The 23,807-nt window shown below is 70.2% G+C and carries 12 protein-coding genes; 3 read left to right on the top strand and 9 right to left on the bottom strand.

Annotation, left to right across the window (positions count from 1 at the left end):
- Nucleotides 1-5: 5 nt before the first annotated feature.
- Nucleotides 6-704: an endonuclease V gene (locus tag NS2_RS28345; RefSeq protein WP_033090457.1), complete on the bottom strand. Its 699-nt coding sequence runs from the start codon at nucleotides 702-704 to the stop codon at nucleotides 6-8.
- A 207-nt stretch (nucleotides 705-911) separates the two neighbouring features.
- Here NS2_RS28345 and ispG point away from each other — a divergent pair, with 207 nt between their 5' ends.
- The 3 genes from ispG (at nucleotide 912) to NS2_RS28360 (ending at nucleotide 5,076) form a co-directional block, all read left to right on the top strand.
- Nucleotides 912-2,045: a flavodoxin-dependent (E)-4-hydroxy-3-methylbut-2-enyl-diphosphate synthase gene (ispG, locus tag NS2_RS28350; RefSeq protein ID WP_155239819.1), complete on the top strand. Its 1,134-nt coding sequence runs from the start codon at nucleotides 912-914 to the stop codon at nucleotides 2,043-2,045.
- Nucleotides 2,046-2,325: 280 nt separating this feature from the next.
- On the top strand, nucleotides 2,326-3,189 hold the full coding sequence (locus NS2_RS28355; protein ID WP_228102889.1) for a GNAT family N-acetyltransferase: 864 nt from the start codon (nucleotides 2,326-2,328) through the stop codon (nucleotides 3,187-3,189).
- 87 nt (nucleotides 3,190-3,276) lie between these two features.
- On the top strand, nucleotides 3,277-5,076 hold the full coding sequence (locus tag NS2_RS28360; RefSeq protein ID WP_033090459.1) for a penicillin-binding transpeptidase domain-containing protein: 1,800 nt from the start codon (nucleotides 3,277-3,279) through the stop codon (nucleotides 5,074-5,076).
- Between the two features lie 37 nt (nucleotides 5,077-5,113).
- On the opposite strand, the gene NS2_RS28365 is transcribed toward NS2_RS28360, so the two are convergent.
- From NS2_RS28365 to NS2_RS28400, 8 genes are all read right to left on the bottom strand, one after another.
- Complete coding sequence (locus NS2_RS28365; RefSeq protein WP_033090460.1) at nucleotides 5,114-5,314, bottom strand: hypothetical protein; 201 nt, start codon at nucleotides 5,312-5,314, stop codon at nucleotides 5,114-5,116.
- 206 nt (nucleotides 5,315-5,520) lie between these two features.
- Nucleotides 5,521-6,030, bottom strand: a complete 510-nt coding sequence (locus NS2_RS28370) for a peroxynitrite isomerase (protein ID WP_155239817.1) — start codon at nucleotides 6,028-6,030, stop codon at nucleotides 5,521-5,523.
- Between the two features lie 73 nt (nucleotides 6,031-6,103).
- The gene (locus NS2_RS28375; protein ID WP_033090462.1) at nucleotides 6,104-6,925 is read right to left on the bottom strand and encodes an ABC transporter permease; all 822 of its coding nucleotides are present in this window, start codon (nucleotides 6,923-6,925) and stop codon (nucleotides 6,104-6,106) included.
- Nucleotides 6,925-7,773 (bottom strand): ABC-2 transporter permease, encoded by an 849-nt coding sequence (locus NS2_RS28380; RefSeq protein ID WP_045439245.1) that lies wholly within the window; start codon nucleotides 7,771-7,773, stop codon nucleotides 6,925-6,927. Before NS2_RS28380 ends, NS2_RS28375 begins: the two co-directional genes overlap by 1 nt.
- The gene (locus NS2_RS28385; RefSeq protein ID WP_045439249.1) at nucleotides 7,770-8,822 is read right to left on the bottom strand and encodes a daunorubicin resistance protein DrrA family ABC transporter ATP-binding protein; all 1,053 of its coding nucleotides are present in this window, start codon (nucleotides 8,820-8,822) and stop codon (nucleotides 7,770-7,772) included. The genes NS2_RS28380 and NS2_RS28385 overlap by 4 nt, the downstream gene beginning before the upstream one ends.
- A gap of 86 nt (nucleotides 8,823-8,908) precedes the next feature.
- Entirely contained in the window at nucleotides 8,909-22,240 is a 13,332-nt protein-coding gene (locus tag NS2_RS28390) for a non-ribosomal peptide synthetase (RefSeq protein ID WP_147207345.1), read from the bottom strand.
- A gap of 37 nt (nucleotides 22,241-22,277) precedes the next feature.
- Nucleotides 22,278-22,697, bottom strand: coding sequence for an AMP-binding protein (locus NS2_RS28395; protein WP_045439247.1), 420 nt, complete (start codon nucleotides 22,695-22,697; stop codon nucleotides 22,278-22,280).
- Nucleotides 22,698-22,861: 164 nt separating this feature from the next.
- The gene (locus NS2_RS28400; RefSeq protein WP_033090463.1) at nucleotides 22,862-23,740 is read right to left on the bottom strand and encodes a helix-turn-helix domain-containing protein; all 879 of its coding nucleotides are present in this window, start codon (nucleotides 23,738-23,740) and stop codon (nucleotides 22,862-22,864) included.
- Nucleotides 23,741-23,807 lie beyond the last annotated feature (67 nt).

Raw genomic sequence — 23,807 nt, forward strand, 5'->3', positions numbered from 1 at the left:
GTGAATCAGTCGCGTGAAGTTGTTCCCGTGGTAGCGATTTCGCGCAGCAGCCGGCGGCAGAGGTGGTCGGCTCGGCGGGTGGTTTCGGGTTGGCGGAATTCGGGGGTGAGGGCCAGGACCTGGGCGCAGGCGGTGTCCAGGTCGATGAGGTGGCCGATGGAGACGTAGACGGGTTTGACGTCGGTGCGGGTGCGGAGGGCGCGGCCCACCGGGTCGCCGTCGATGGTGATGACGCTCGATGCGCCGCGTTCGCGGGCGGGTTCGGTGTAGTCGCCCCAGGCGTTCTTGGCGACGCCGAGGGTGGGGATGCCGGTGAGCAGGCCGAGGTGGCAGGCGAGGCCGAAGCGGCGGGGGTGGGCCAGGCCCTGGGAGTCGCAGATGAGGAGATCCGGTGTGACGGTGAGGGTTTCGAGGGCGGCCAGGGTGGTGGGGAGTTCCCGGAAGGCGAGTAGGCCGGGGACGTAGGGGAAATCGTTGGTGCCGCGGGCGGTGGCCACCTCGATGGTCTCCAGGGTTGTGCCGTCGAGCACTACGATGGCGGCGACCACATTGCCGTGGTCGTCGTAGGCCGAGTCAAGGCCCGCTACCGTTCGGAAATGTGGTGGCCGGGGGTTCTCCGCGATCACCCGGGTGCGCAGCAGGTCTTGCAGTGCCGCGGCCTCTTCCGGTCCGGCGGGCCACGAATCCGGTTTCGCTACCTTCACATTTCAGACCGTAAACCTTCGCGTCATTTGCGACGAATAGCAGTTGTAGGCCCCGGCCGATTCCGAGTCCTGCACCGGGCCCGGGTACCCTTGTCGCCGCCGTCACAGGGCGACCGGCATTCGAGCCTCGGTAAGCTCGGAGCCGGTAAGGGTGAGGACTTAGTCGAAAGTAGGCAGCCGATCGTGAGCAGTGCCATCGCTTTGGGGATGCCGGCCGCACCGGCGGCCGTCCTCGCACCGCGGCGCAAGACGCGCCAGCTGATGGTGGGCAATGTCGGAGTGGGGAGCGAGTTCCCCGTCTCGGTCCAGTCGATGACCACCACCAAGACCCATGACGTCAACGCCACCCTGCAGCAGATCGCGGAGCTGACCGCGTCCGGCTGCGACATCGTGCGCGTGGCCTGTCCGCGTCAGGAGGACGCGGACGCGCTGGCCACCATCGCGCGCAAGTCTCAGATCCCGGTGATCGCCGACATCCACTTCCAGCCGCGCTACATCTTCGCCGCCATCGACGCGGGATGCGCTGCGGTGCGCGTGAATCCGGGCAATATCAAGGAATTCGACGGCCGCGTCAAGGAGGTCGCCAAGGCGGCCGGGGACGCGGGCATCCCGCTGCGCATCGGCGTCAACGCGGGCTCGCTCGACAAGCGGCTGCTGGAGAAGTACGGCAAGGCCACCCCCGAGGCGCTCGTGGAGTCCGCGCTATGGGAGGCGAGCCTGTTCGAGGAGCACGGCTTCGGCGATATCAAGATCTCGGTCAAGCACAACGACCCGGTGATCATGGTCGAGGCCTACCGTCAGCTCGCCGCCAAATGCGATTACCCCCTGCACCTGGGCGTGACCGAGGCCGGTCCCGCCTTCCAGGGCACCATCAAGTCGGCCGTCGCCTTCGGCGCGCTGCTCTCCGAGGGCATCGGCGACACCATTCGCGTCTCCCTCTCGGCCCCGCCCGCCGAGGAGATCAAGGTCGGCACCCAGATCCTCCAGTCGCTCAACCTGCGCCCCCGCAAGCTGGAGATCGTCTCCTGCCCGTCCTGCGGCCGCGCCCAGGTCGACGTCTACACCCTGGCCAACGAGGTCACCGCCGGTCTCGAAGGCATGGAAGTCCCGCTGCGCGTGGCGGTCATGGGCTGTGTCGTGAACGGCCCCGGCGAGGCCCGCGAGGCCGACCTGGGCGTCGCCTCCGGCAACGGCAAGGGCCAGATCTTCGTCAAGGGTGAGGTCATCAAGACCGTCCCCGAACACCTCATCGTCGAGACCCTCATCGAGGAGGCCATGCGCCTCGCCGACGAAATGGGCGACGAAGCGGGCACCGGCGCCCCGGTCGTCACCGCGGGCTGACCGCCACCCCAGACCTACCGGCCCGGACTTCGGCATTCCGCCGAGGCCCGGGCCGTTTGTATGCCGGCCGTGTGGATCGCGGCGGCCCGGAATGGGTTTCGGCTGCGACGACACTGCGGCCCGTTGCGCGCCGGGCGAGTGCTGCTGCGGAGGTGGCATGGTCTGGCGGAGGTGCGTACCGACTGGTTGGGCACGTTGGGGTGGGTGCGTTTTGCCTGGTCGGTGGGCGGGCGCGGGCAATCGTACGGCGCGATTCCGGAAATTCTGGCAGGCTGTGGGCGTGCGGAGTGTGCTGGAGCCGACTCGCCGGGGCCGGACAGCCGGGGCCCGTCAGCTCGCGAACCGCGATCTGACCCAAGTGTTGCGTGTACTCGACACCGATCCGGTGGCGACGTGCATGGTGGCCGCGCGCCTGCAGGAGTACGGGCTGGATCCGCGCGGGGCGTACGGGGAGTTGTGGAGCCGCGGCGGGCCGGGGGAGTCGCTGTGTTTCTCGGGCGCGAATCTGGTGCCGCTGCGCGGTGGCCGCGAGGACATGAAGGCGTTCGCGGAGCGCGCGATCAAGGGCCCGCGGTTGTGTTCGTCGGTGGTGGGGCGGCGGGAATTGGCGCTGCCGCTGTGGGAGATGTTGCGCGAGCAGTGGGGTCCGCCGCGCGAGTTGCGTGAGGATCAGCCGTTATTGGCCTTGGAACGGCCCGCGAGCCTGGCCCCGGATCTGCGGGTGCGCCGGGTGCGGCCCGAGGAGCTCGATCGCTACATGGTCGCGGCGATCGCCATGTTCACCGAGGAGATCGGGGTGGATCCGCGCGCGGGCGACGGCGGGCGCAGCTATCGCCGCCGGGTGTCGGGGCTCATCGAATCCGGCCGGGCCTGGGCGCGTTTCGAGGACGGCGAGGTGGTATTCAAGGCCGAGGTGGGGGCGCTGTCGCGGCGAACCGGGCAGATCCAGGGCGTGTGGGTGCATCCGGATCGGCGTGGTCAGGGCTACGGCACCTCGGGCACCGCGTCCGTCGCGAATGTCGTGGTCTCCTCCGGCCGCACCGCCAGCCTGTATGTCAACTGCTACAACGAGGTTGCGCGCCGCGCCTACGCGAAGGTCGGATTCCGGCAGATCGCCACATTCGCGACCGTGCTGCTGGACTGACCACTTATCTGTGATGTAGTCGTGAAATCCGTTCCGGTGCAGTGTGTCGCGCCGGTTTGCCGATAGTTGGCTCTAGCATCTGACCCGATGTCGAAACGGGTCTTCTCCACGCTGCTCGCGACCGCGCTCGCCCTCCCGGCCGCCGCGCTCGCGGCCGGTTGCTCCTCGGGTCCGCAGGGTCCGGCCCAGGCCGCCGAGGCCTTCGTCTCCGCCTTCGCCGACCACGACGCCCAGGCCGCCGCCGACCGCACCAGCCAGCCCGAAAAGGCCCGTGCCGCACTGGCTTCCGCCTGGGACCAGCTGCAGGCCGAGAAGCTGGTGGCCACCACCGGCGACGCCCGCGTCAGCGACGACACCGCCGTGGTCGACTACACCTACGAATGGCATCTGCCCAAGGACCGCGTCTGGACCTACCAGGGCCAATTGCAGATGACCCGCACCGAGGGCCGCTGGGAGGTGCGCTGGTCCGCGGCCGATGTCCATCCGCGCCTGGGCAATACCCAGACCCTGCAACTACGTTCGACCCCGGCCAGCCGGGCCCGCGTGAACGAGCGCGCGGGCAGCGATGTGCTGGTGCCGGGGTCGCTGTACCGGGTGGTGTTCAAGCCGTCCGCCTCGTCGGATCCGCGGGGCGTGTCGGCGACCCTGGCGAATGCGCTGCGCCGCTTCGACGAACGCGTCACCCCCGATTCGCTGCTGGCCGCGGCCCGCAAGGCGAACGGCGCCTACACCGCGGCCATGCTCTCGGAATGGGAGTTCGGCGAGGTCGATTCGGAGCTGCTGGGCCTGTCGGGCGTCACCTTCAGCAAGGAATTCGACCTGATCCCCACCGACCGCCGCTTCGCCCCGGACCTCATGTCCCAGGTCCGCAAGACCGTGATCGACGAGGTCGACGGCAAGGCGGGCTGGAGCGTGGTGACCGTCAACGCCAATGGCGGCGACACCGATGTGCTCACCGAGGTCGCCCCGCAGACCGCCCCGTCCTTCTCGCTCAGTGTCGACCGCAATATCCAGAACGCGGCCCAGCGCGCGGTGGACGCCCGCACCGAGCAGACCATGATGGTGGTGCTGCAACCCTCCTCGGGCGCGATTCTCGCGATCGCCCAGAACGAGGCGGCCGACGCCGACGGCCCGGTCGCCGCGACCGGCCTCTATCCGCCCGGTTCGACCTTCAAGACGGTGACCGCCGCCGCGGCCATGACCACCGGCCACGCCACTCCCGACACCTCGGTCCCGTGCCCGAGTCAGATCGTGGTGGGGGAGCGCACGATTCCGAACTACAACCTCTTCAGCGTCGGCACGGTGTCGATGGCCACCGCCTACGAACGCTCCTGCAATACCTCCTTCGCCAAGCTCGCCTCGGAGCTGGGCGGCAAGGATCTGCGCACGGCCGCTTCGGCGCTGGGCCTGGGCCCGGATTACACGGTGGCGGGTCTGCCCACGGTGTCGGGTTCGGTGCCGTCCTCCGATGATCAGGTGCAGCGCGCCGAGGATGGCATCGGCCAGGGCAAGGTGCTGGCCAGCCCGTTCGGTATGGCGTTGGTGGCGGCGACGGTCGCGCACGGTTCGACCCCGGTGCCGTATCTGATCGCGGGCCATCAAACCCAGGTCTCCGGTGATCGCGGGCAGCTGGCCCCCGAGGTGATCGACGGTCTGCGCGCGATGATGCGCAAGGTGGTGCTCGGCGGTACGGCCGAGCGCATCATCGATCAGGGTGAGGTCTACGGCAAGACGGGTGAGGCCGAGGTGGACGGCGGTTCGCACGCGTGGTTCATCGGCTACCGCGGTGATCTGGCCTGGGCCACGCTGCTGGTGCGCGGCGGGAGTTCCGACAATGCGGTGTCGGTGACGCGGGACATGCTCGCGGTCCTGCCCGCAGGGTACTGAGGCCGAGACAAGGTCCGCGGGTTATGGATTCGAGGGGTCAGCGGTCGCCGTATCCACTGTCGAGCCGCAGGCAGGCGGCCGGGTGGATGCCGGCGACGGCGTCGGTGACGTAGCGCTGCTCTGCCAGGGCTTTGGTGGGTGGTGCGTCGCCGGATGCGTCGCCGATGATCTCGGTGACGCCCGCACCCGCGAGGATCATGCCTGCGGTGGTGACCAGCAAAAAGGCCGAGCGCTTCATATCCCTCTCCCTTGTTTGGGGATGAGTAAGGGAACCCGAATCGGGTAGTTCGGTGCTCCGTGCTCATTAGGGTTGGCTGACTATTTGCCAATGCAAGGGACGTTAATCGGAGAGTTATGCCGAGGCAACCCGTCAGTGCCCTGCCGCACAGCCGCTGACGTGGTCTGCGGCAGGTCACTGCCGAAATCGATACGGGATGGTTACCGTCAGTTGGCCCGCTGCATGGTCGCCGCGAGGTGGTGGGTCAGCGGTTGCTGGACTGCCGCCATCCGCAGCGAATACTGCAGGGTGTCGCCCGCGACGGTGATGGTGCGGCCCAGTGCGGTCACCGATTTCGCGCTGCTGCTCAACCCGATCGAGGTGGAGTCGAGTTCCAGGCGCAGTTCGCCGTCGTCGCTGACCAGGCGGCCCTCGCAGATCTCGGTGATCCCGGTGGGGTGGGCCAGGATCAGCTCGATGCGATCGGGTCCGGTGGCGCGCAGGTAGCCGGTCTCGCTGTGTATGGGCCGGCTGCCGTCGGCGGCGCGGGTGCGCTGCCGGTAGGTGAGGAAGGGGCGGCCGACGTGGCCGAAGTGCACTTCCTCCAGATATTCGAACGATTCGATGGTCGGGTATTCGCCCTGTCCGCGACCGCGCCAGGTGCCCAGCAGCGGGGCGAGGTGGGCAATGTCCGGGTGGGGCGCGACGGCGGTTTCGGGTTCGAGCACGGCGGCCAGCGTAGTGCGCCGAGTCGATCATCGCGGCCGCTCGACGCGCCCGCGTTCCAGTATTTCCGGAAAGGGGTCTGGATCAGCGGCGGCTGGCCCGGCGGTAGCCCCACGCGGCGGGGATGGCGAAGACGATGATGAGCCCGATGGTCCAGGCGAAGGTCTGGGTCAGCGGCCCGGCGACCGGTCCGCCCTCGGCCAGCGCTCGCATGGTGTCGACGGCCACCGACATGTGCTGATGCCGTACCACCGGCTGAATCCACTTGGGGTAGGCGAGCAGTGGCACGAACCCGGTGCTGAAGAACATGAGCAGCGACGACAGCAGCGCGACGGCCTCGACGAGGGTGGACTTGGCGGTGAAGACCGCGATGGCGGTGACCATGGTGGCGAAGGCCAGCCCGAACAGCACCGGGATCCACAGGAACGCGAAGGCTTGCAGCGGCCCCTCCCGGAAGCGGAACCCCAGTGCCATGCCGAACGCAATGATGACGACGGTCCCCGCGAAGATGCGGCAGCCCTCGGCGAGAATTCGTGCCGCCAGCCCGGATCCGCGGTGCACCGGCAGCACCCAGAACCGCGACAGAATGCCCGCCTCGCGTTCGCGCCCGAGCATGACGCCGCTGGCCACGGTCCCCGACAGCGCGCCGACCAGCGTCACCATGGGCGTGGATCCGTAGAGCGCGCTGTGCCCGGAGAACTTCTGGATCTGCGAGCCCACCACGATGTCGAGCATGAGCAGCAGCAGGCACGGCACGATCAGCGTTTCCAGCAGCGTGACCGGGTCGCGAACCCAGCGCAGCAGCAGCCGCTGGGTCTGGATCCAGCTGTGGCGCAGCAGGGCCGGGGCCGAGCTCTCGCCGAAGACCAGGGTGTCGTCGACGTGCGGGCGGTCGAGGGTTGCCATCACGACCTCTTCAGGTTCTGCCGGGCGATGAAGTAGCAGGACACCGCGACGATGGCCGCGATCCACAGCAGCGGCGGCGTCATGAGCGCCCAGGTGACCGGGTGCGCCTTGCCGAGGGTGTCGCCGCCGAGCGCGCGCAGCCCCTCGGCGAACTGCGAGACCGGCTGATTGCGCACGAAGAACTGGACCCAGTGCGGGAATTGGTGGGCCGGGGCCAGTCCGGTGGAGAGCATGCCGAGGATGAGCGGCGGCAGCACCAGCATCTGGCTGGTGGCCTCGGGACTGCGGGTGAAGGTGCCGATGGCGTCCGCCCCGAGGCAGAAGGCGATGCCGATGAGCATGCCCAGCGCGAGGAACCCGAGGGTGTGCGCCGCGCCGCCGACGAAGCGGAAGCCGACCACGTAGATGCTGACCACGGCCGAGGCCATCCCGATGAGCAGCCGGAACACGTTGGAGGACATGCGCGCCGCGGCCGGGACCAGCGGGTGCATGGGCATGGCGTCGAAGCGCCGGTCCAGCCCGGAGACCGCGTCGGTGGCGGCCCGGAAGGCGGCGGAGACGGCGGTGAACGCGGCGGCCTGGAGGATGACGATGGGCGCCATGAACTGCGCGTAGCTGCTGAATCCCAGTCCGGCGAAGGTCATCACGCGATTGAGCGGGATGTAGAAGCTGATGGTGAAGGTGATGGGCGCGAGGATGGCGGTGAGGATCTCGCCGGTCTTGACCGAGGGCGCGATGAGCCGCACCGTGAGTACCCACCACTGCGCCAGGGTGGCGGGGGTGGCGCGCAGGTCGGTGAGCCAATTGCCCGGTGCGGCTTGTGCTTCCAGGCGCAGGTCGGCGGTCATGCCCGGGTCCGATCCTCGCCGGTGTAGTGCCCGTCCGCGGTCCGGAATCGAACCGAGGGTGAATCGTCCTCGGGTTCCTCGGATTTGGCGATGTGCCCGGTGAGCTCGAGGAAGACGTCGTCGAGCGAGGGTCGCCGCAGTGCGATGTCGACCAATTCCATTCCGGCCGAGTCCAATCGGCGCAGCGCCTCGGCCAGCGTCTTGGCGCCCTCCGGGGCGGGGATGGCGAGCCGGTCCGAATCCCCGGTCAGCGCTTCGCGGTTGGCGGCGGGCAGCAGGTCGCCGAGGGCGCGGGCGATGGCGGGCAGGTCCTCCATGCGCAGCGGCACGATCTCGCAGTAGCTGCCGCCGGTGCGGGCCTTGAGTTCGTCGGCGGTGCCGTCGGCGATGACCACGCCGTGGTCGATGACGATGATGCGGTCGCAGAGCGCGTCGGCCTCTTCGAGGTACTGGGTGGTGAGCAGCGTGGTGATGCCGTGCTTGCGGAATCCGCCGACCAGGTCCCAGACGCCTTGGCGGCTGCGGGGATCGAGTCCGGTGGTGGGCTCGTCGAGGAACACCACCTCGGGCCGCACCACCAGCCCGCAGGCGATGTCGATGCGCCGCCGCATGCCGCCGGAGTAGGTGCCGACGCGGCGGCCCGCGGCCTGCACCCGGTCGAATTCCTCGACGAGTTCGTCGGCGCGGGTGCGGGCGGCGCGTTTGCGCAGCCCCATGAGGCGGCCGAACATGACGAGGTTCTCGTACCCGGACAGGGCGTCGTCGAGGGCGGCGAACTGCCCGGTGAGCATGATGCTGCGCCGGACCGCGGCGGCCTCGGTGACGACGTCGTGCCCGGCGACCAGCGCGCGCCCGGCGTCGGGGGCGATGAGGGTGGACAGGATATTGACGGTGGTGGTCTTGCCCGCGCCATTGGGTCCGAGGATGCCGAGCACCTCGCCCTGCGCGGCCTGGAAGTCGATGCCGCGCAGCGCCTGGACCGAGCCGAAGGATTTCTCGACGCCCTCGACCACGACGCCGTCGAGGCTGCCGGTGGTGGCGGGTGCGATGCTCTTGACGGCGGGTGTGATGGTGTGTGCCGGGGCGACCGGACTGGTTTCCACGTTGGTTGTATCGGGTTTGCGACCGTCGGTGTTCACGGCGTCCCTCCCAGATGTGCGTCGAGAATGCGAGCGATGGCCGCGAGCGCGTGCGGCGCGGTCAGTTCTTCGTGGCTGACGTCGATGTCGTGATTGCTGATGGTCCCGGTGATCCAGGGCCGCCAGCCTTCGGGCCCGAAGATGTCGGAGGTGTGCACGGTGGCGCTGAAATACAGTGCGTCGCCGTGGAATACGGGTCGCTGATAGCCGGTGCGGGTATCGGCGGAGGCGTTGTAGGAGGCGGCCATGCGTTCGAGGGTCTGCGCGTCGACGAGCGAAACCCCGCCCATGCGTTCGCCAATCAGCTCCGCGGCCTGTTCGGCGCTGGTGTCGGCGGGGATGTCGGTGATGCCGAAGACCGACCCGAAGGTGGCGACGAAGGAGCCGGCGGTGAGCTTGTCGATGCTGCCGCCGTCGATATCGGTGCTGTCCGCGTCGAGCAGGGCCAGGGTGGCGACCTCGTCTCCGTGTGCCTCGAACTGAGCGGCGACGGCGTGCGCGATGAGGCCGCCGAAGGACCATCCGAGCAGATGATAGGGGCCGTGCGGTTGCAGTCGGCGGATTTCGGCCACGTAGCGGGTGGCGAAGTCGGCGATGCTGCGGGCGTGCGGCTCGCCGGACAGGTCGGGGGCTTGCAGCCCGTAGATGGGGCGGCCCGGGGCGAGGGCGTCGGCGAGCCCGAGATAGGTCCAGGCGATGCCCGAGGACGGGTGGATACAGAACAGCGGGGGCTCGTCGCCGCCGGGCCGGATGGGCAGCACCACGTCGAGCCCGAGGCCCGGCCCCGAATCGGACCGGCTCGCGGCGAGTTCGGCGGCGGCCTGCCGTTCGCGCAGTTCGGTCATGTAGTGGCGTTCGGCCTCGGCGGCGAGTTCGGCGGCCGGGGAGGCGGCGAAAGCGGCTGCGGCGCACAGCGCGTCGGTCCACAGATGGGCGAGCATGGTGATCTCGTGCCGGGGCAGCAGGGTGTCGGGGAAGCTGAAACTGGCCTGCAACCGGTCGCCGACCACCACGGCATTGATCTCGATCTCGGCGGTGACTGGCACATCGGGGTGTTCGCCCGCGTGCAGGTCCCCGAATTCGTCGGTGGGCAGCCAGCCGAGATCCTCCAGCCCGGCCGGAATGTCGGCGGCGGCGTAGCGGCCGAGGTAGTTGAAGCCGATGCGGCCGGGCACCCGCGCGGGGAGTTCGGCGGCGGTGTCGGGGTTGAGGTAGCGCAGCATGCCATAGCCGATGCCCTTGTCCGGGACCTCGGCGAGCTGGTGTTTCACCGCGCGGATGGCGTCACCCATGGCCGGTCCGCCCGACAGCGCGTCGCGAATCGGAATGCCGGACAGGGCCAGTCGCACCGGGTAGACGGTGGTGAACCAGCCGAGGGTGCGCGAGAGGTCGGCTCCGGGAACGATCTCCTGTTGCCGCCCGTGGCCCTCGAGCCGGATCAGGACCGCCTCGATCGGTTCCATGCGCCAGCGCCGGATGGCCAGGGCCAGGCCCGCCAGCAGGGCGTCCTCGACGGTGCCGTCGAACAGGGCGGGCAAGGTGGTGAGCAGTGTCGCGGTGGTCTCGGCGTCGACCTCGACGTCGACCGAGCGCACGGCCGCGACGCGGTCGATGGCCGGGTCGAGTTCCCGCGAGCCCAGGCGCGGGTCGGGGGTGGCGGCGATTTCGCGCCAGTAGTCGAGTTCGGCGGTGCGGGCGGGCTGTTCGGCGGCCTCGGTCAGGGCGTAGGACCAGCGCCGCATGGAGGTGCCGGTCTCGGTCAGGATCGGTTGCGCGCCACCGCTGATCTGCGCCCAGGCCGCGATCAGGTCGGGGATGAGGATGCGCCAGGACACCCCGTCGATCACCAGGTGGTGAGCGACCAGGATGAGTCGGCCGCGACGGTCGGGCGGGCTGTCGGGTGCGGGGTCGAGCCACACCAGTTGCAGGACGGTGCCATTGTCGGGGTCGAGTCGCCCGAGCGCGGAATCCAGTTCGGTGACCGCGTATTCGCGCAGTTCGACGCGGTCGGCGGTATCGAACTCGATGAGGTACAGCAGTGCATCGACATCCACCGACCCGGGCGGGCGGGTGCGCAGCCGCCAGTCGCCGTCCACGAACGCCAGTTGCGCGCGCAGCATGTCGTGCTGGTCGACGACGGCGGTGACGGTGGCGACGAGCTGTTCGCGGTCGATGCCGCGCGGCAGTTCCAGGACCGCGGTCTGCGCGAATCGCCGGTGGTCGCCGCCGCGTTCGAGCATCCAGCGCGTGATCGGGGTGAGCGGCAGCTCGCCGACGCCGCCACCGGGCAGTTCCTCGAGCACGATGGTTTCGCCCGCGGCCGCGGCGAGTTCGGCCAGCGCGGCCACGGTGCGGTGCTCGAAGACCTGCAGCGGTGTCAGTTCGATGCCGCGCAGCCGGGCGCGCGACACCAGCTGGATGGCGAGGATGCTGTCGCCGCCGAGGGCGAAGAAGGAGTCGTGCACACCGACGCGGTCGCGGCCCAGCAGCTCGGCGATGATCTCGGCGAGCACCTTTTCGAGATCGGTTGTGGGCGGCCGATATTCGGTCTCGGCCTCGAACACCGGCGCGGGCAGTGCGCGGCGGTCGAGCTTGCCGACCGCATTGAGCGGAATCGCGTCGAGCACCACGAACGCCGAGGGCACCATATAGCCGGGCAGCCGGTCGGCGGCGTGCGCGCGGACAGCGGCCAGATCGACCTGGCGGCCCGGTTCGGCCAGCAGGTAGGCGGCCAGGGCGGTGGCCCCTCCGGGACCGGGAACGCCCAGGGTGACGGCGAATTCGACCCCGTCGGCTGCCGAGAGGGCGGCGTCGATCTCGCCGAGTTCGATGCGCTGCCCGCGCATCTTGACCTGGAAGTCGGTGCGCCCCAGGTATTCGAGGCGCGGTTCGTCGAGGTAGCCGGTCCAGCGCACGAGATCGCCGGTGCGGTAGAGCCGTTCGCCCGGTCGCCCATACGGGTCGGCCACGAAACGACTGGCGGTGAGCCCGGGCCGGTTGTGGTAGCCGCGGGCCAGGGCGGGCCCGGCCAGGTACAGTTCCCCGGCCACGCCCATGGGCACCGGCCGCAGCCGGTCGTCGAGGACGAGGGTGCCCGCACCGCGGATCGGGGTGCCGATGGTGACCGGCTGCCCGGCCACGAGGGGTTCGGAAGCCGTTGCCCAGATGGTGAATTCGGTCGGGCCGTAGAGGTTGATCAGGGTGCGCCCGGTGGACCAGCGGGCCACCAGATCCGGTCCGATGGCCTCGCCCGCGACGGCCAGCACCCGCACGCTCGACACCGCGTCGGGATCGAGGGTGGCCAGCGCCGACGGCGTGATCACCAGGTGGGTGACACCCTGTGCCGCAATGAGATCGGTGAGCGGCTGCCCGCCGAACACGTCCGGCGGCGCGACCACGGCGGTGCCGCCGGACCCGAATGCCATGAGCGCCTCGAAGGCGGAGGCGTCGCAACTCGGTGAGGCGACCTGCAGGACGCGGCAGTGCTCGCCCAGGGCGAGCAGTTCCCGCTGGGCGCGCACCAGATCGCCGATGCCGCGATGGGAGACCGACACGCCCTTGGGGGTACCGGTGGAGCCCGAGGTGTAGATGAGCCATGCGGGCTGATCCGGATGCGTGGGCATGGAGCGAATCCGCCCGCGCCCCAGCTCGATCCGCACGCTGGAGGCCGATGGATCGTCGAGCACCAGCCAGCCGACGGTGTCGGGCAGCAGCCCCCGGTGTGCGCTGGTGGTCAACCCCAGCACCGCGCGCGAATCGGTCAGCATGTGATCGATGCGGTCCAGCGGGTGGCGCGGGTCGATGGGCAGGAACGCCGCCCCGGCCTTGGCGCACGCCCAGATGGCGGTGAGCAGCTCCACGCCCCGCGAAAGCGCCAGCGCCACCACGGTTTCCGCACCCGCACCGGCGGCCGACAGTTGCATGGCCAGCCGCTGCGACGCGGTATCCAGCTCCCGGTAGGCCACCACCCGCCCGTCGGCGATGATGGCCGGGCACAGCCGATGACCGGTGGCGGCGGTCCGGAAAATCTGTGCCAGCGTGGCGATTCCGGCCTGCCCGGGTCCGCGCAGCGGCACCAGCGCGGCCCGTTCGGCCGCATCCAGCAGGTCGATATCCGACAGCCGGACCGCCGGATCGGCCGTCACCGCGGTGAGAATCCGCTCCCACCGCGTCACCAGCCGAGCCGCGGTCGCCTCGTCGAACAGATCGGTCGCGAAGGTGAGCGTCCCATCCAGCCCCGCCTGATCGGTCCCCGGCAGCGGCGTCCGCAGATCGAAGGTCAGATCGAACTGCGAGGCATCCCGCACGATCGGCTCGACCTCCACCCGCAGCCCCGGGAACTCCACCGCGGGCGGCGCGAAGTTCTGCAAGGACAACGAAACCTGGAACAGCGGATGCTGTGCGGTCGACCGTGGCGGATCCAGCACCTGCACCAGTCGCTCGAACGGCACCTCGGCCTGGGCGAACGCATCCAGATCCGTCGCCCGCACCGCACCGAGGAACTCCCCGAACCCCTCGGCCGGGTCCACGGGCGTCCGCAGTGCGAGGGTATTGACGAACATCCCGACGAGATCGTCCAGCGCCGCCTCCCCGCGCCCGGCCACCGCGGTCCCGATCACCACGTCGTGCGTCCCCGCCATCCGCGACAACAGCACCGCCAGCGCCGCATGCAGCACCATGAACAGGCTGGTCTCGGTCGCCGCCGCCAATTCCGTCAGCGCCGAATGCAATTCCCCGCCGAGACGGAACTCCAGATCCGCGCTCCGCATGCTCTGCACCGCGGGCCGCGGCCGATCCGTCGGCAACTCCAGCACATCCGGCGTAGCCGCCAACCGCTCCTTCCAATACCGAATCTGCCGCCCGGCACGGGATTCCGGATCCGTCTCGTCCCCGAGCAACTCCCGCTGCCACAGCGAGTAGTCGGCGTATTGCACCCGCAGCGGTTCGCGGTCTGCCGGGGCAGTCGCCTCCGGGGCCGCGCCGCCCTCGCCCGTCCCGCCGGACGAGATGCCGGGTCGCCGGGTTGCAGCGTTCCGCGCCAGATATGCCGCGACCAGATCGGTGGCCAGCGGTGCCATGGACGCACCGTCCGCGCTGATGTGATGCACCACCAGCACGACGACGTGGATGTCGGCCGATGGAGCGATCCGCAGCAGCCCGACGCGCAGCGGGGCCTCGCGGGTCAGGTCGAAGCCCGTGCCGGTGAGTTCGGCGATCCGGTTGCGCAGCGGCGCACCGTCTTCGACGTCAGCGAGTTCGATGGTTGGGGCGGCGGCGTCGGCGCTCAGGACGACCTGCCGGGGGCCGTCGGCGTCTGCCGGGTACAGGGTGCGCAGGGTTTCGTGGCGCAGCACCACGTCGGCTACCGCGTGCCGGAGTGCGTCGATGTTCAGGTCGCCGGTGAGGCGCAGGGCCGCGGTGATGTTGTAGGCGGCGGAGGTGGGGTCGAGGCGGTTGAGGACCCACATGCGTTGCTGGGCCGGGGACAACGGGATGCGGTCGGGGCGGATGCGGGCCGAGAGGGTGGGCAGGCCCGCGATCTCGGTGCCGGGGACGATGCGGGCGGAGAGTTGGGCGACGGTGGGGGCGTCGAAGAGGTCGCGCAGGGCGACGGTGGCGCCGAGGGCGGCATTGACGCGGGCCACCACACGGGTGGCGATGAGAGAGTTGCCGCCGAGATCGAAGAAGGAGCGGTCGATGCTGACACGATCGGTTTCCAGGACGTCGGCGAAGACCTTGGCGACGGCGGTTTCGACGGGGGTGCGCGGCGCGAGGTAGCGCTGGGCGAGAGTGGCGAAATCCGGTGCGGACAGGGCGTTCCGGTCGAGTTTGCCGACGGGGGTGAGGGGGACGTCGTCGAGTTCGATGAGGTAGCTGGGCACCATGTAGCCGGGCAGGGCGGCGGCGATGCGGGTGCGCAGCAGTTCGGTGTCGAGGCTGTGGCCGGGGGCGGCGACGACGTAGGAGACCAGGACGGTCTGCCCGGCGGGGCCGGGGCAGCCGAGGGTGGCCGCGTAGTCGACCTGTTCGTCGGCGGCCAGCACGGCGTCGATCTCGCCGAGTTCGATGCGCAGCCCGCGAATCTTGACCTGGAAGTCGCTGCGCCCCAGGTATTCCAGCTCCAGTTGCGCCCCGTCGTCGGTCTTGACCTCGACCCAGCGCACCATGTCGCCGGTGCGGTACATGCGTGCGCCCGGCAGCGTGTACGGATTGGCGACGAAACGCGTTGCGGTGAGCCCGAACCGGTTGAAGTAGCCGCGCGCCAGGGCGGGCCCGGCCAGATACAGCTCGCCGGTCACACCCATGGGTACCGGGCGCAGCCAGGTGTCGAGCACCATGGCCGCGGCCCCGCGGATGGGTGCGCCGATGGTGATCGGCTCACCGGGCAGCAGCTCACCCGGACCGGTGGCCCACACGCTGAATTCCGTCGGCCCGTACAGGTTCACCATGCGCCGCCCGGCCGACCAGGCCGCCACCAGTTCGGGCCCGGCCGCCTCACCGGCCACCGACAGGCATTCGAGCTGATCGAGCCCGTCCGGATTCATGGTCGCCAGCACCGACGGCGTGATGACCGCGTGCGTGACGTGCTCGGTGCGCAGCAGCTCTTCGAGTGCGCTGCCGCCGTACACATCCGGCGGCGAGATGACCAGCCGTCCGCCCGCCCCGTGCGCCATGAGCAGCTCGTGCACCGAGGCGTCGAAGCTGGGCGAGGCCACCTGCAAGGCACTCGAGGTCTCGTCCAGATCCAGCAGACTCTGCTGGGAGGCAACGAGATTGGCGAGCCCGCGATGGCTGAGCAGCACCGCCTTCGGCTTGCCGGTGGAGCCGGAGGTGTAGATCAGGTACGCGGTCTGGGCGAGGTTGATCGGCCCGCCGCGCTCGGCATCGGTGATGTGCGCGTCGGAGACGGTCATCACCCGGCGGATGGTGTTGAGGTCGTCGAGCAGCAGCCAGTCGATGCTGCCGGACAGCGTCTCGCCGACCTCGCACACCGTCACCCCGATGGGTGCGCGCGAGTCGGTGAGAATGTGCTCGATGCGCTCGACCGGATAGTTCGGATCCAGCGGCAGGAACGCCGCGCCGGTCTTGGCCAGCGCCCACACCGCCACCACCGATTCCACCGACCGGGTCAGCGCCAGCACCACGAAGGTCTCGCGGCCCACGCCGCGCCCCAGCAGGATTCGCGCGAACCGGTTGGACCAGGCGTCGAGGTCCCGGTAGGTCATCGACAGCGGCCCGGAGCTGACCGCGATGCCCTCCGGATTGGCGCGCGCCCCCGCGGCCAGAATGTCGGGCAGGGTGCGCAGTGGCGTCGCCTCGCCGCCGTACACGGGCAGCAACCGCAGTCGCTCGACCGGATCGCAGTGTTGCAACTGGGCGATGCGCCGTTGCGGATGCTCGGCGATCTGGTCGAGCAGCAGCACGAATCGGTCGAGCAGCCGCCGCGCCGCCGCCTCGGGCAGCTCGTCGGTCATGAATTTGACCGTGAGGTCCAGGCTTTCGCCGCCGTCGGCGGCGCGTTGCGGAATCACCATGAGGTTCAGCGGATACGGTGTCGCGTCCGTGCCGGACACGTCCAGAATCCGCATGCCCGCGATATCCATTGCCCGCGACAGTGTTTCTCGGTCGATGGGGTAGGACTCGAACACGGTGAGGGTGTCGAAGAGCTCGGGCAGCCCGACCGCCCGGTGAATGGCGGCCAGCCCGACATGCTGATGATCCAGCAGCCGTGCCTGTTCGTCCTGCACCCGGGCCAGCAGCTCGTCCACCCGCTCGCCGGGATCCAGCCGCACCCGCACCGGCAGGGTATTGATGAACAGCCCCACCATTTCCTCGACCCCGGCCAGCTGCGGCGGCCGCCCGGAGACGGTGCCGCCGAACACCACGTCGGTGCGGCCGGTGAGCATGGCCAGCAGCAGCGCCCAGGCGGCCTGTACCGCGGTGTTCACGGTGGCCCCGGCCGCGCGCACGGTTCCCGTCAGCCGCTCCAGCCGGGCGCTGTCGAATTCGACGGTGACCATGCCGGATTCGGTGGAGGTGATGCCCGCGAGGGTCGGCACCGCCCGCGTCGGCGCATCGACCCCGGCGAGGGCCTCGGTCCAGGCGGCGAGGCTGGCGGCATCGTCCTGCTCGCCCAGCCAGGTCAGGAATTCGCGATAGGAGTGCGCCGGCGTCCCGGGAATCTGCTGCCCGGTGATGGCGGCGAGGTATCCGGCCAGCAGTTCGCGCACCACCAGCGGCGTGGACCAACCATCCAGGGCCAGATGGTGATTGGTCATGAGCAGCGTGTACGCCTCGGGCTCGGTGCGGATCAGGCACAGCCGCAGCAGCGGCGGCCGGGCCAGATCGAAGCGGGTGCCCGCGTCCACGGCGATCAGCCGGGCCAGTTCCCGCTGCCGTTCGGCCGGTTCCGCGATATCGGTGAGATCGATTTCCTGCCAGGGGATCTCGGCCTCGCCCAGCACCAGCTGGCGGGGCCCGTCGGCGGTCTCCACGTAGGCGACGCGCAGCACCTCGTGCCGATCCAGCAGGGCCGCGGCGGCGGTGCGCAGGCGCGCGGCGTCGACCCGCCCGGCCAGGTTGAGCCGGGTCTGGACGGTGTAGCCGTCGGCGGTGTCGGTGTCGTAGCGGGCGTGGAAGAGCAGGCCGTATTGCAGTGGTGAGAGCGGCCAGACGTCGGTGAGGTTCGGGTAGGCGCGCTCCCACTCCTCGATCTGCGGCTGCGTCACGGCGACCAGCGGGAAATCCGAGGGCGTGTGCCCGCCCGCCCCGGCGTGGCGGGCGTGGGTGACCAGCGCGGTGACGGCGCGGCCCCACAGCTGGGCCAGCTCGCGGACCACGCCCGCGCTCAGCACACGGGAGGCGTAGGCCCAGGTCACCTCGAGCCCGGCGGCGGTGTGGAAGGCATTGATGTCGACGACCGCTTCCAGCGGCGCGTCGTCGTCCTGGGTGCTGGCGAATCTGACCGGCACCCAAGGGATTTCGGCCCCGCCCGGGTGCTCCACGCCCGCGCCCGTGCGTCCGAGGTAGTTGAAGCCGATCTGCGGTGTCGGCGCGCCCGCGCATTCGCCCGCGGACTCCGGGTCGAGGTAGCGCAGCATGCCGAACCCGACACCCTTGTCCGGGATGGCCCGCAGCTGTTCCTTGACCGCCTTGAGCGCGGCGGCCGCGGCCGGTCCGCCGTGGAAGGCGTCGTCGAGATCGATGCCGTCCAGTTTCAGGGCCACCGGGAACAGGCTGGTGAACCAGCCGACGGTGCGCGAGATGTCCGCGCCGGGCAGGATCGATTCCTCGCGACCGTGCCCTTCCACCGTGAGCAGCGTGCGCCGGGTGCCGCGCAACTGCGCGACGGCCATGGCCAGGGCGGTGAGCAGCGCGTCGTCGAGCCCGCAGTGGAAGCGGGCCGGGATGAGTTCCAGTGCGGCCGTGGCGGTGTCGGCGTCGACGACGGTGCGCAGCTGGGCCATGGTGGCGACCGTGTCGAGTCGCGGATCGAGGGCGCGGGTGCCCAGCCCCGGGTCGGGTGTGGTGAGAATGTCGCGCCAGAACGGGATTTCGGCGGTGCGGGCGGGGGCCTGTTCGACCTGGCCGTGCGCCCAGCGCCGGAACGAGGTGCCGACCGGCGCGAGCGTGCCACCCGCCCACGCGGTGGCCAGGTCCGGCAACAGGATGCGCCAGGAGACGCCGTCGGTGACCAGGTGGTGCAGCACCACCCACAGCAGCGGCAGCGCGTCCTCGCGCTCGATCAGCACGAAGCGGGCCACGATACCGGCAGACGGATCCAAAAGGTCTGCCGCGCGCTGCAATTCGTCCTCACCGTCGCTGTCGGCGGGGGCGGTGACGATCTCGATGAGGGCCCCGGCCTCGACGGTGCCGGGCGCGCCGACCCGCCACGCCCAGGGGCGGGCACCGTTCTCGGGCGCGTGGGTGAGGGTGCTGCGCAACAGGTCGTGCCGGTCGAGCAGGGCTTGGACGGCGACGGTCAGACGGCCGTGGTCGATGTCGCGGGGGAGTGGAATCGATACCGCCTGGGCGAATCGGGGCCAGGTGTCGCCCTGGTCGAGCATGGCGTGCACGATCGGGGTGAGCGCCACCGGGCCGACCGGGCCGCCGGGCAGCTCCTCGACCACCGTCGCGGTCACCTCGCTGGCCACGGCCGCGAGCCCGGCGACGGTCTTGTGCTCGAACACATCCCGGGCGCGCAACCCGAGTCCGGCCGCCTTGGCGCGCGCCACCAGCTGGATGGCGACGATGCTGTCGCCGCCGAGGGCGAAGAAATTGTCGTCCGCCGCAACCGATTCCACGCCGAGCACCGCGGCGAACACCTCGGCCAGCAGGCGTTCGCGTTCGGTGGACGGCGCGCGCCCGGCCCGGGCGCGCGTGCCGAAGTCGGGGCGCGGCAGGGCGCGCCGGTCCACCTTGCCCGCCGGGGTGAGGGGCAGCGTGTCCAGCACCATCACCACCGACGGCACCATGTGCGCCGGAAGCTGCTGGGCCACGGTGTCCTGCACGGCTTCGGGACTGACCACCGAATCGGCCGCCAGCACGTAGGAGACCAGCGCCGTCGCCCCGCCCGGCGTGGTCGCGCCCACCGTGATCGCCATCTCGACGCCGGGATGCCGCGCCACGGCCGCGTCCACCTCGCCGAGTTCGATGCGGAAGCCGCGCACCTTCACCTGGGTGTCGCCGCGCCCCAGGTACTCCAGTTCCCAGCGGCCGTTGCGCCGCCGCCAGCGCACCAGGTCACCGGTGCGGTACATGCGCCCGCCCGGGGTGAACGGGCTGGCCACGAAGCGTTCGGCGCTCAGCCCGATGCGCTGGTGGTAGCCGCGCGCCAAACCCGCACCGCTCAAATACAATTCGCCGACCACGCCCGGGGGCACCGGCCGCAACCAGCCGTCGAGCACCGTGGCCGACACGCCTCGCGACGGCGCGCCGATGGTAATCGGATCACCCGGGGCCAGTGGCGCGCTCAGGGTGGCCGTGACCGTGGCCTCGGTCGGGCCGTAGCCATTGATCACGCACCGCCCGGCCCAGCGCACCGGCAGTTCCGGCGGGCAGGAGTCGCCGCCGACCACCACCGTGCGCAGCCGCGGCAGCGTATCCGGATCCAGCGAACTCGCCACGGCCGGAGTCACATTCAGATGGGTGACCTCGAGTTTGCGCAGTACCCGGGCCAGATCGTCGCCCGCGTAGGCGGCGGGCGGCACCACGGCCACCGTCGCGCCGACGGCGAAGGCGACCAGCAGCTCCTCGACGGAGATATCGAAGCTGGGTGAGACCGCGTGCGCCATCACCGCGTCGGTTCCGATGCCGAACGCCGCGCCGGACCCGGTGACGAGGTTGGTCAGACCGCGGTGGGTGACCGCGACGCCCTTGGGCAGGCCGGTCGAACCGGAGGTGTAGATGAGGTAGGCGGTCTGGTCCAGGTGCACCGGCGCGTGCCGCTCGGCATCGGCGATGGGCCCGGAATCGCTACCGGCGAGCCGCTTCTCGAACTCCGGCGCGTCGAGCGCCAGCCAGTCGACCCGGTCCGGCAGGGCCGGACGCGACCCGGCCACCGTCACACCGGCGACCACCCCGCTGTCGCTGATCATGTGCTCGATGCGGTCCATCGGATACCCGGGATCGATGGGCACGAAGGCCGCCCCGGTCAGCGCGACCGCCCACATGGCCAGCACCGACTCCGCCGAGCGTGGAATCGAGATCGCCACGGCGCGTTCGGGTCCCGCGCCCGCGGCGATCAGCACCCGGGCCAGCCGGTTGGCGTACTCGGTGACCTCCTTATAGGTGTAGGCGGTACCGTCGACCCGCATGGCGATGGCCGCGGGCGTGCGGGCCGCGCCGTCGGTGAGGATCTCGGGCAGGGTGCGCGGGCGAGTGCCGTCGCGGCCGTAGGCGGGCACCAGTTCGGCGCGCTCGGCGGTGGACAGCGCGGTCACCGCCGCCAGCGGCTGCTCGGGGCCGCCGCCCAGGAAGCGGTGCAGGAACTCCAGGAACCGCGCGTGCAGGCTCGCCAGTTCGGCGTCGCCGTAGCGGTTCGGATTGGCCTGGAAGTCGATGTGGGTCTGTTCGCCGCCGACGCCCGGGTAGACGTTCACGAACAGGTCGTCGATGAGCCCGGAGGTCAGCACGTGCAGCCGCCCGGTGACCTCGCCCAGGCGGATGCGGGTGTCGGCGAGCATGAGATTCACGGTCGGACCGAACCCGGCCACCTCGTCCATGGCCCAGCCGAGGTCGCGGATGATGTCCTCCTGCCGGAACCGCTGGCGGCGCAGGGCGGCGGTGAGCTCACCCTGGGTGGCGCGCACCAGGTCGCCGACGGTGGCGGCGGGGGAGGGGTGCAGGCGCAGCGGCACCACATTGGCGACCATGCCGCCGGAGCGGCGCAGGGTGGCGGTGGTGCGCCCGGACACCGGCAGGCTCAGCACGATCTCGCCCGCGCCGGTCATGGCCCCAACGAAGGCGGCGAAGGCGGCCACCACGACGGGGGCCGGGCTGGTGGACAGATCGCTCGTCACCGAATCCAGCAGGGCTGCGGTCGATTCCGGCAGCGCGCCACTGAGCAGGCGGGGGTGCGCGTCCACCGCGCCGGTGCGCCTGCCCAGTTGCGCCGGTTCGGGCAGGCCCGCCAGGTGTTCGCGCCAGTAGTCGCGGTCGGCCTGGAGCTTGTCCGAATCCCGGTATGCCGCATCGGCTTCCACGATGCGCTGGAGCGGTTCGGCCTTGCCGGGCGGGACCTCGTGCCCGCTCACGGTGGTGTTGTAGATCTCGGAGGTGCGCTGCAGCATGGTGAGCGCGCCGACCCCATCGAGGAGGATGTGGTGGAAGCGCGAGTACCAGTACCAGCGGTCGGGTGCCAGGCGCAGCATGGCGACCTTGCAGAGGCGGTCGCGGGACAGGTCCAGGGGCGCGGTGTACTCGGCGCGCATCCACGCCTGGGCCGCGGCCTCCGGGTCGGGGGCGCCGCTCAGGTCGACGGTGTCGATGCGGTCGTCGAGCGTGGTGTCGACGAGTTGCCAAGGCAGGTCGTCGATTTCGATGATGCGCAGGTAGCCGGTGCCGAACTCGCGCCCGGCGCGGCGCGCCGCGTCGGCGAGCAGCTCCACGTCGACCGCGCCGGAGAACTCGACGTACTGCGCGATGGAGAAGGGCGTGTCCCCGGCCAGCTGCTGGGCGAACCAGATGCCGCGCTGGGCCGCGGAGAGCACGAACGCCGCCGACGAGTCTGCGGCAGCCGTGGGGGAATCGGCGGTGGTTGCGATCGAATCGGCGGGGGCCGCAGTCGAATCAGGGGTGGAAGCGGACAGGTCGCTGCTGGAAGCCATTCTGAAACATCCTGCGGGCTCTGAAGATTCGACGGGGTCAGGAGGCCTTCCGCGCCAGTTGTAATTCCGCCTCGGTGAGCGGCGCGTCCGAGCCGGTGAGGTACTGCACCAGCGTGGACCGGTCGTCGAGCACCAGCCAGCGGCTCGCGTCGGTGATCAGCTCCCGCCCGGCCTTGGTGGTGATGCCGAAATCGGCACGCGCCAAGGTGGTTTCGGTGGTTAGCGGCACCGGCGTCGCGCCGGTCTTGGCAATGGCCATGCGGGACACGACGGCTTCGAGCTGGGGGGTCTCCGCGATCGCGATGCGGGCGCCGGGGTGGGCCCCGAGGCGCAGCAGCATGCGCGCCAGGCGGTTGCTCCAGCGGTCCAGTTCCGCGTAGTTCAGTTCGCAGTCGGCGGCGGTCACCGCGATGGCCGTAGGCAGTACGACAGCGGGCGATTCGACCGTCTTGCACATCGAACATCATCCTCTCGGAGGGGGCGCTTGGGTGGCGTTCGGTATGTATCCACTCTCGCCTCCGCGCGCCGCGGTCGATAGCGACCGCAGTGCTGTGCAATCCCGCTCCGAGGGTGCCGGTTCACCCACCCTGGGGTGGGTGGAAGATCAGGTACCCGGTTCGATCATGAATGCTCCGGTGATTTGTCCAGGTCGGCCATGGTCTGCTGGACCATGGCGATGGAGTCGCGCGGGCTCAGCGCCATGGCCCGCAGCTGATCGAACATCACCCCGTAGCGGCGCACCTCCGGATGACCCTCGATGAGCTCGTCGCTGGCGATGCCCTCCACGTAGACCAGCTCCGGATCGGCGGGGTCCGGGAAGTCCAGCAGGGTGAAGGAGCCCAGCATGCCCGGGTGCGCGCCGGCGTCGAAGGGCAGGATCTGCATGATCACGTTCCGCTTCTCGGTGTGCCACAGCAGCTGGCTGAACTGCTGGCTCATCACCTCGGGGCCGCCCACCAGTCGCCGGATCACGGCCTCGTCGAGCACCACCCACAGTTCGAGGGGGTCGTCCTTGGTGAGCACCTTGGAGCGCTCCTGCCGGGCCCGGATGCGTTGCTCGATAACCTGATCCGAGATCTTGGGCATGGTGGTCTGGTAGACCGCGTTGGCGTACGCCTCGGTTTGCAGCAGGCCCGGGATATAGGTGGACTGGAAGAAGCGCGCCGAGAGCGCCTCGGCCTCGAAGTTGATGTACGCGCCGTAGACCTCCGACACGGCGTCCTCGAAGGAGCGCGCCATGCCGGGGCGGAGCGCATCCACCAGCAACTGCAAGGCATCTGAACGTTGCGGCTCGCCGATGCCGTAGAGGTCCAGCATGGCGGTCAGGGTGCGGCGCTGCGGCCTGGCCTGCGCGGTCTCGATGCGATAGAGCGTGGTGACGTTGATGCCGGTCTTGGCGCTGACCACTTCCTTGGTGATCTGCGCGTTCTCGCGCATCTCGTGGAGCATCGCGGCGAGCCGCCGCAAACGGACGGTAAGCACGGTGCGCTTGCCTGCCATGACAACCCTTTCGCTTGGCGCACATGCAGAGAACGCAGTATTGCGTTCTTGCATTTGTAAGAGCATC

The sequence above is a fragment of the Nocardia seriolae NBRC 15557 genome, assembly GCF_007990715.1.
Classification (GTDB): domain Bacteria; phylum Actinomycetota; class Actinomycetes; order Mycobacteriales; family Mycobacteriaceae; genus Nocardia; species Nocardia seriolae.

Bases quoted from the DNA above. Each gene is read 5' to 3' on its own strand.
- ispG (WP_155239819.1), top strand. From the start codon at position 912: ATGCCGGCCGCACCGGCGGCCGTCCTCGCACCGCGGCGCAAGACGCGC.
- NS2_RS28360 (WP_033090459.1), top strand. From the start codon at position 3,277: ATGTCGAAACGGGTCTTCTCCACGCTGCTCGCGACCGCGCTCGCCCTC.
- NS2_RS28365 (WP_033090460.1), bottom strand. From the start codon at position 5,314: ATGAAGCGCTCGGCCTTTTTGCTGGTCACCACCGCAGGCATGATCCTC.
- NS2_RS28375 (WP_033090462.1), bottom strand. From the start codon at position 6,925: ATGGCAACCCTCGACCGCCCGCACGTCGACGACACCCTGGTCTTCGGC.
- NS2_RS28380 (WP_045439245.1), bottom strand. From the start codon at position 7,773: ATGACCGCCGACCTGCGCCTGGAAGCACAAGCCGCACCGGGCAATTGG.
- NS2_RS28390 (WP_147207345.1), bottom strand. From the start codon at position 22,240: ATGGCTTCCAGCAGCGACCTGTCCGCTTCCACCCCTGATTCGACTGCG.
- NS2_RS28395 (WP_045439247.1), bottom strand. From the start codon at position 22,697: ATGTGCAAGACGGTCGAATCGCCCGCTGTCGTACTGCCTACGGCCATC.
- NS2_RS28400 (WP_033090463.1), bottom strand. From the start codon at position 23,740: ATGGCAGGCAAGCGCACCGTGCTTACCGTCCGTTTGCGGCGGCTCGCC.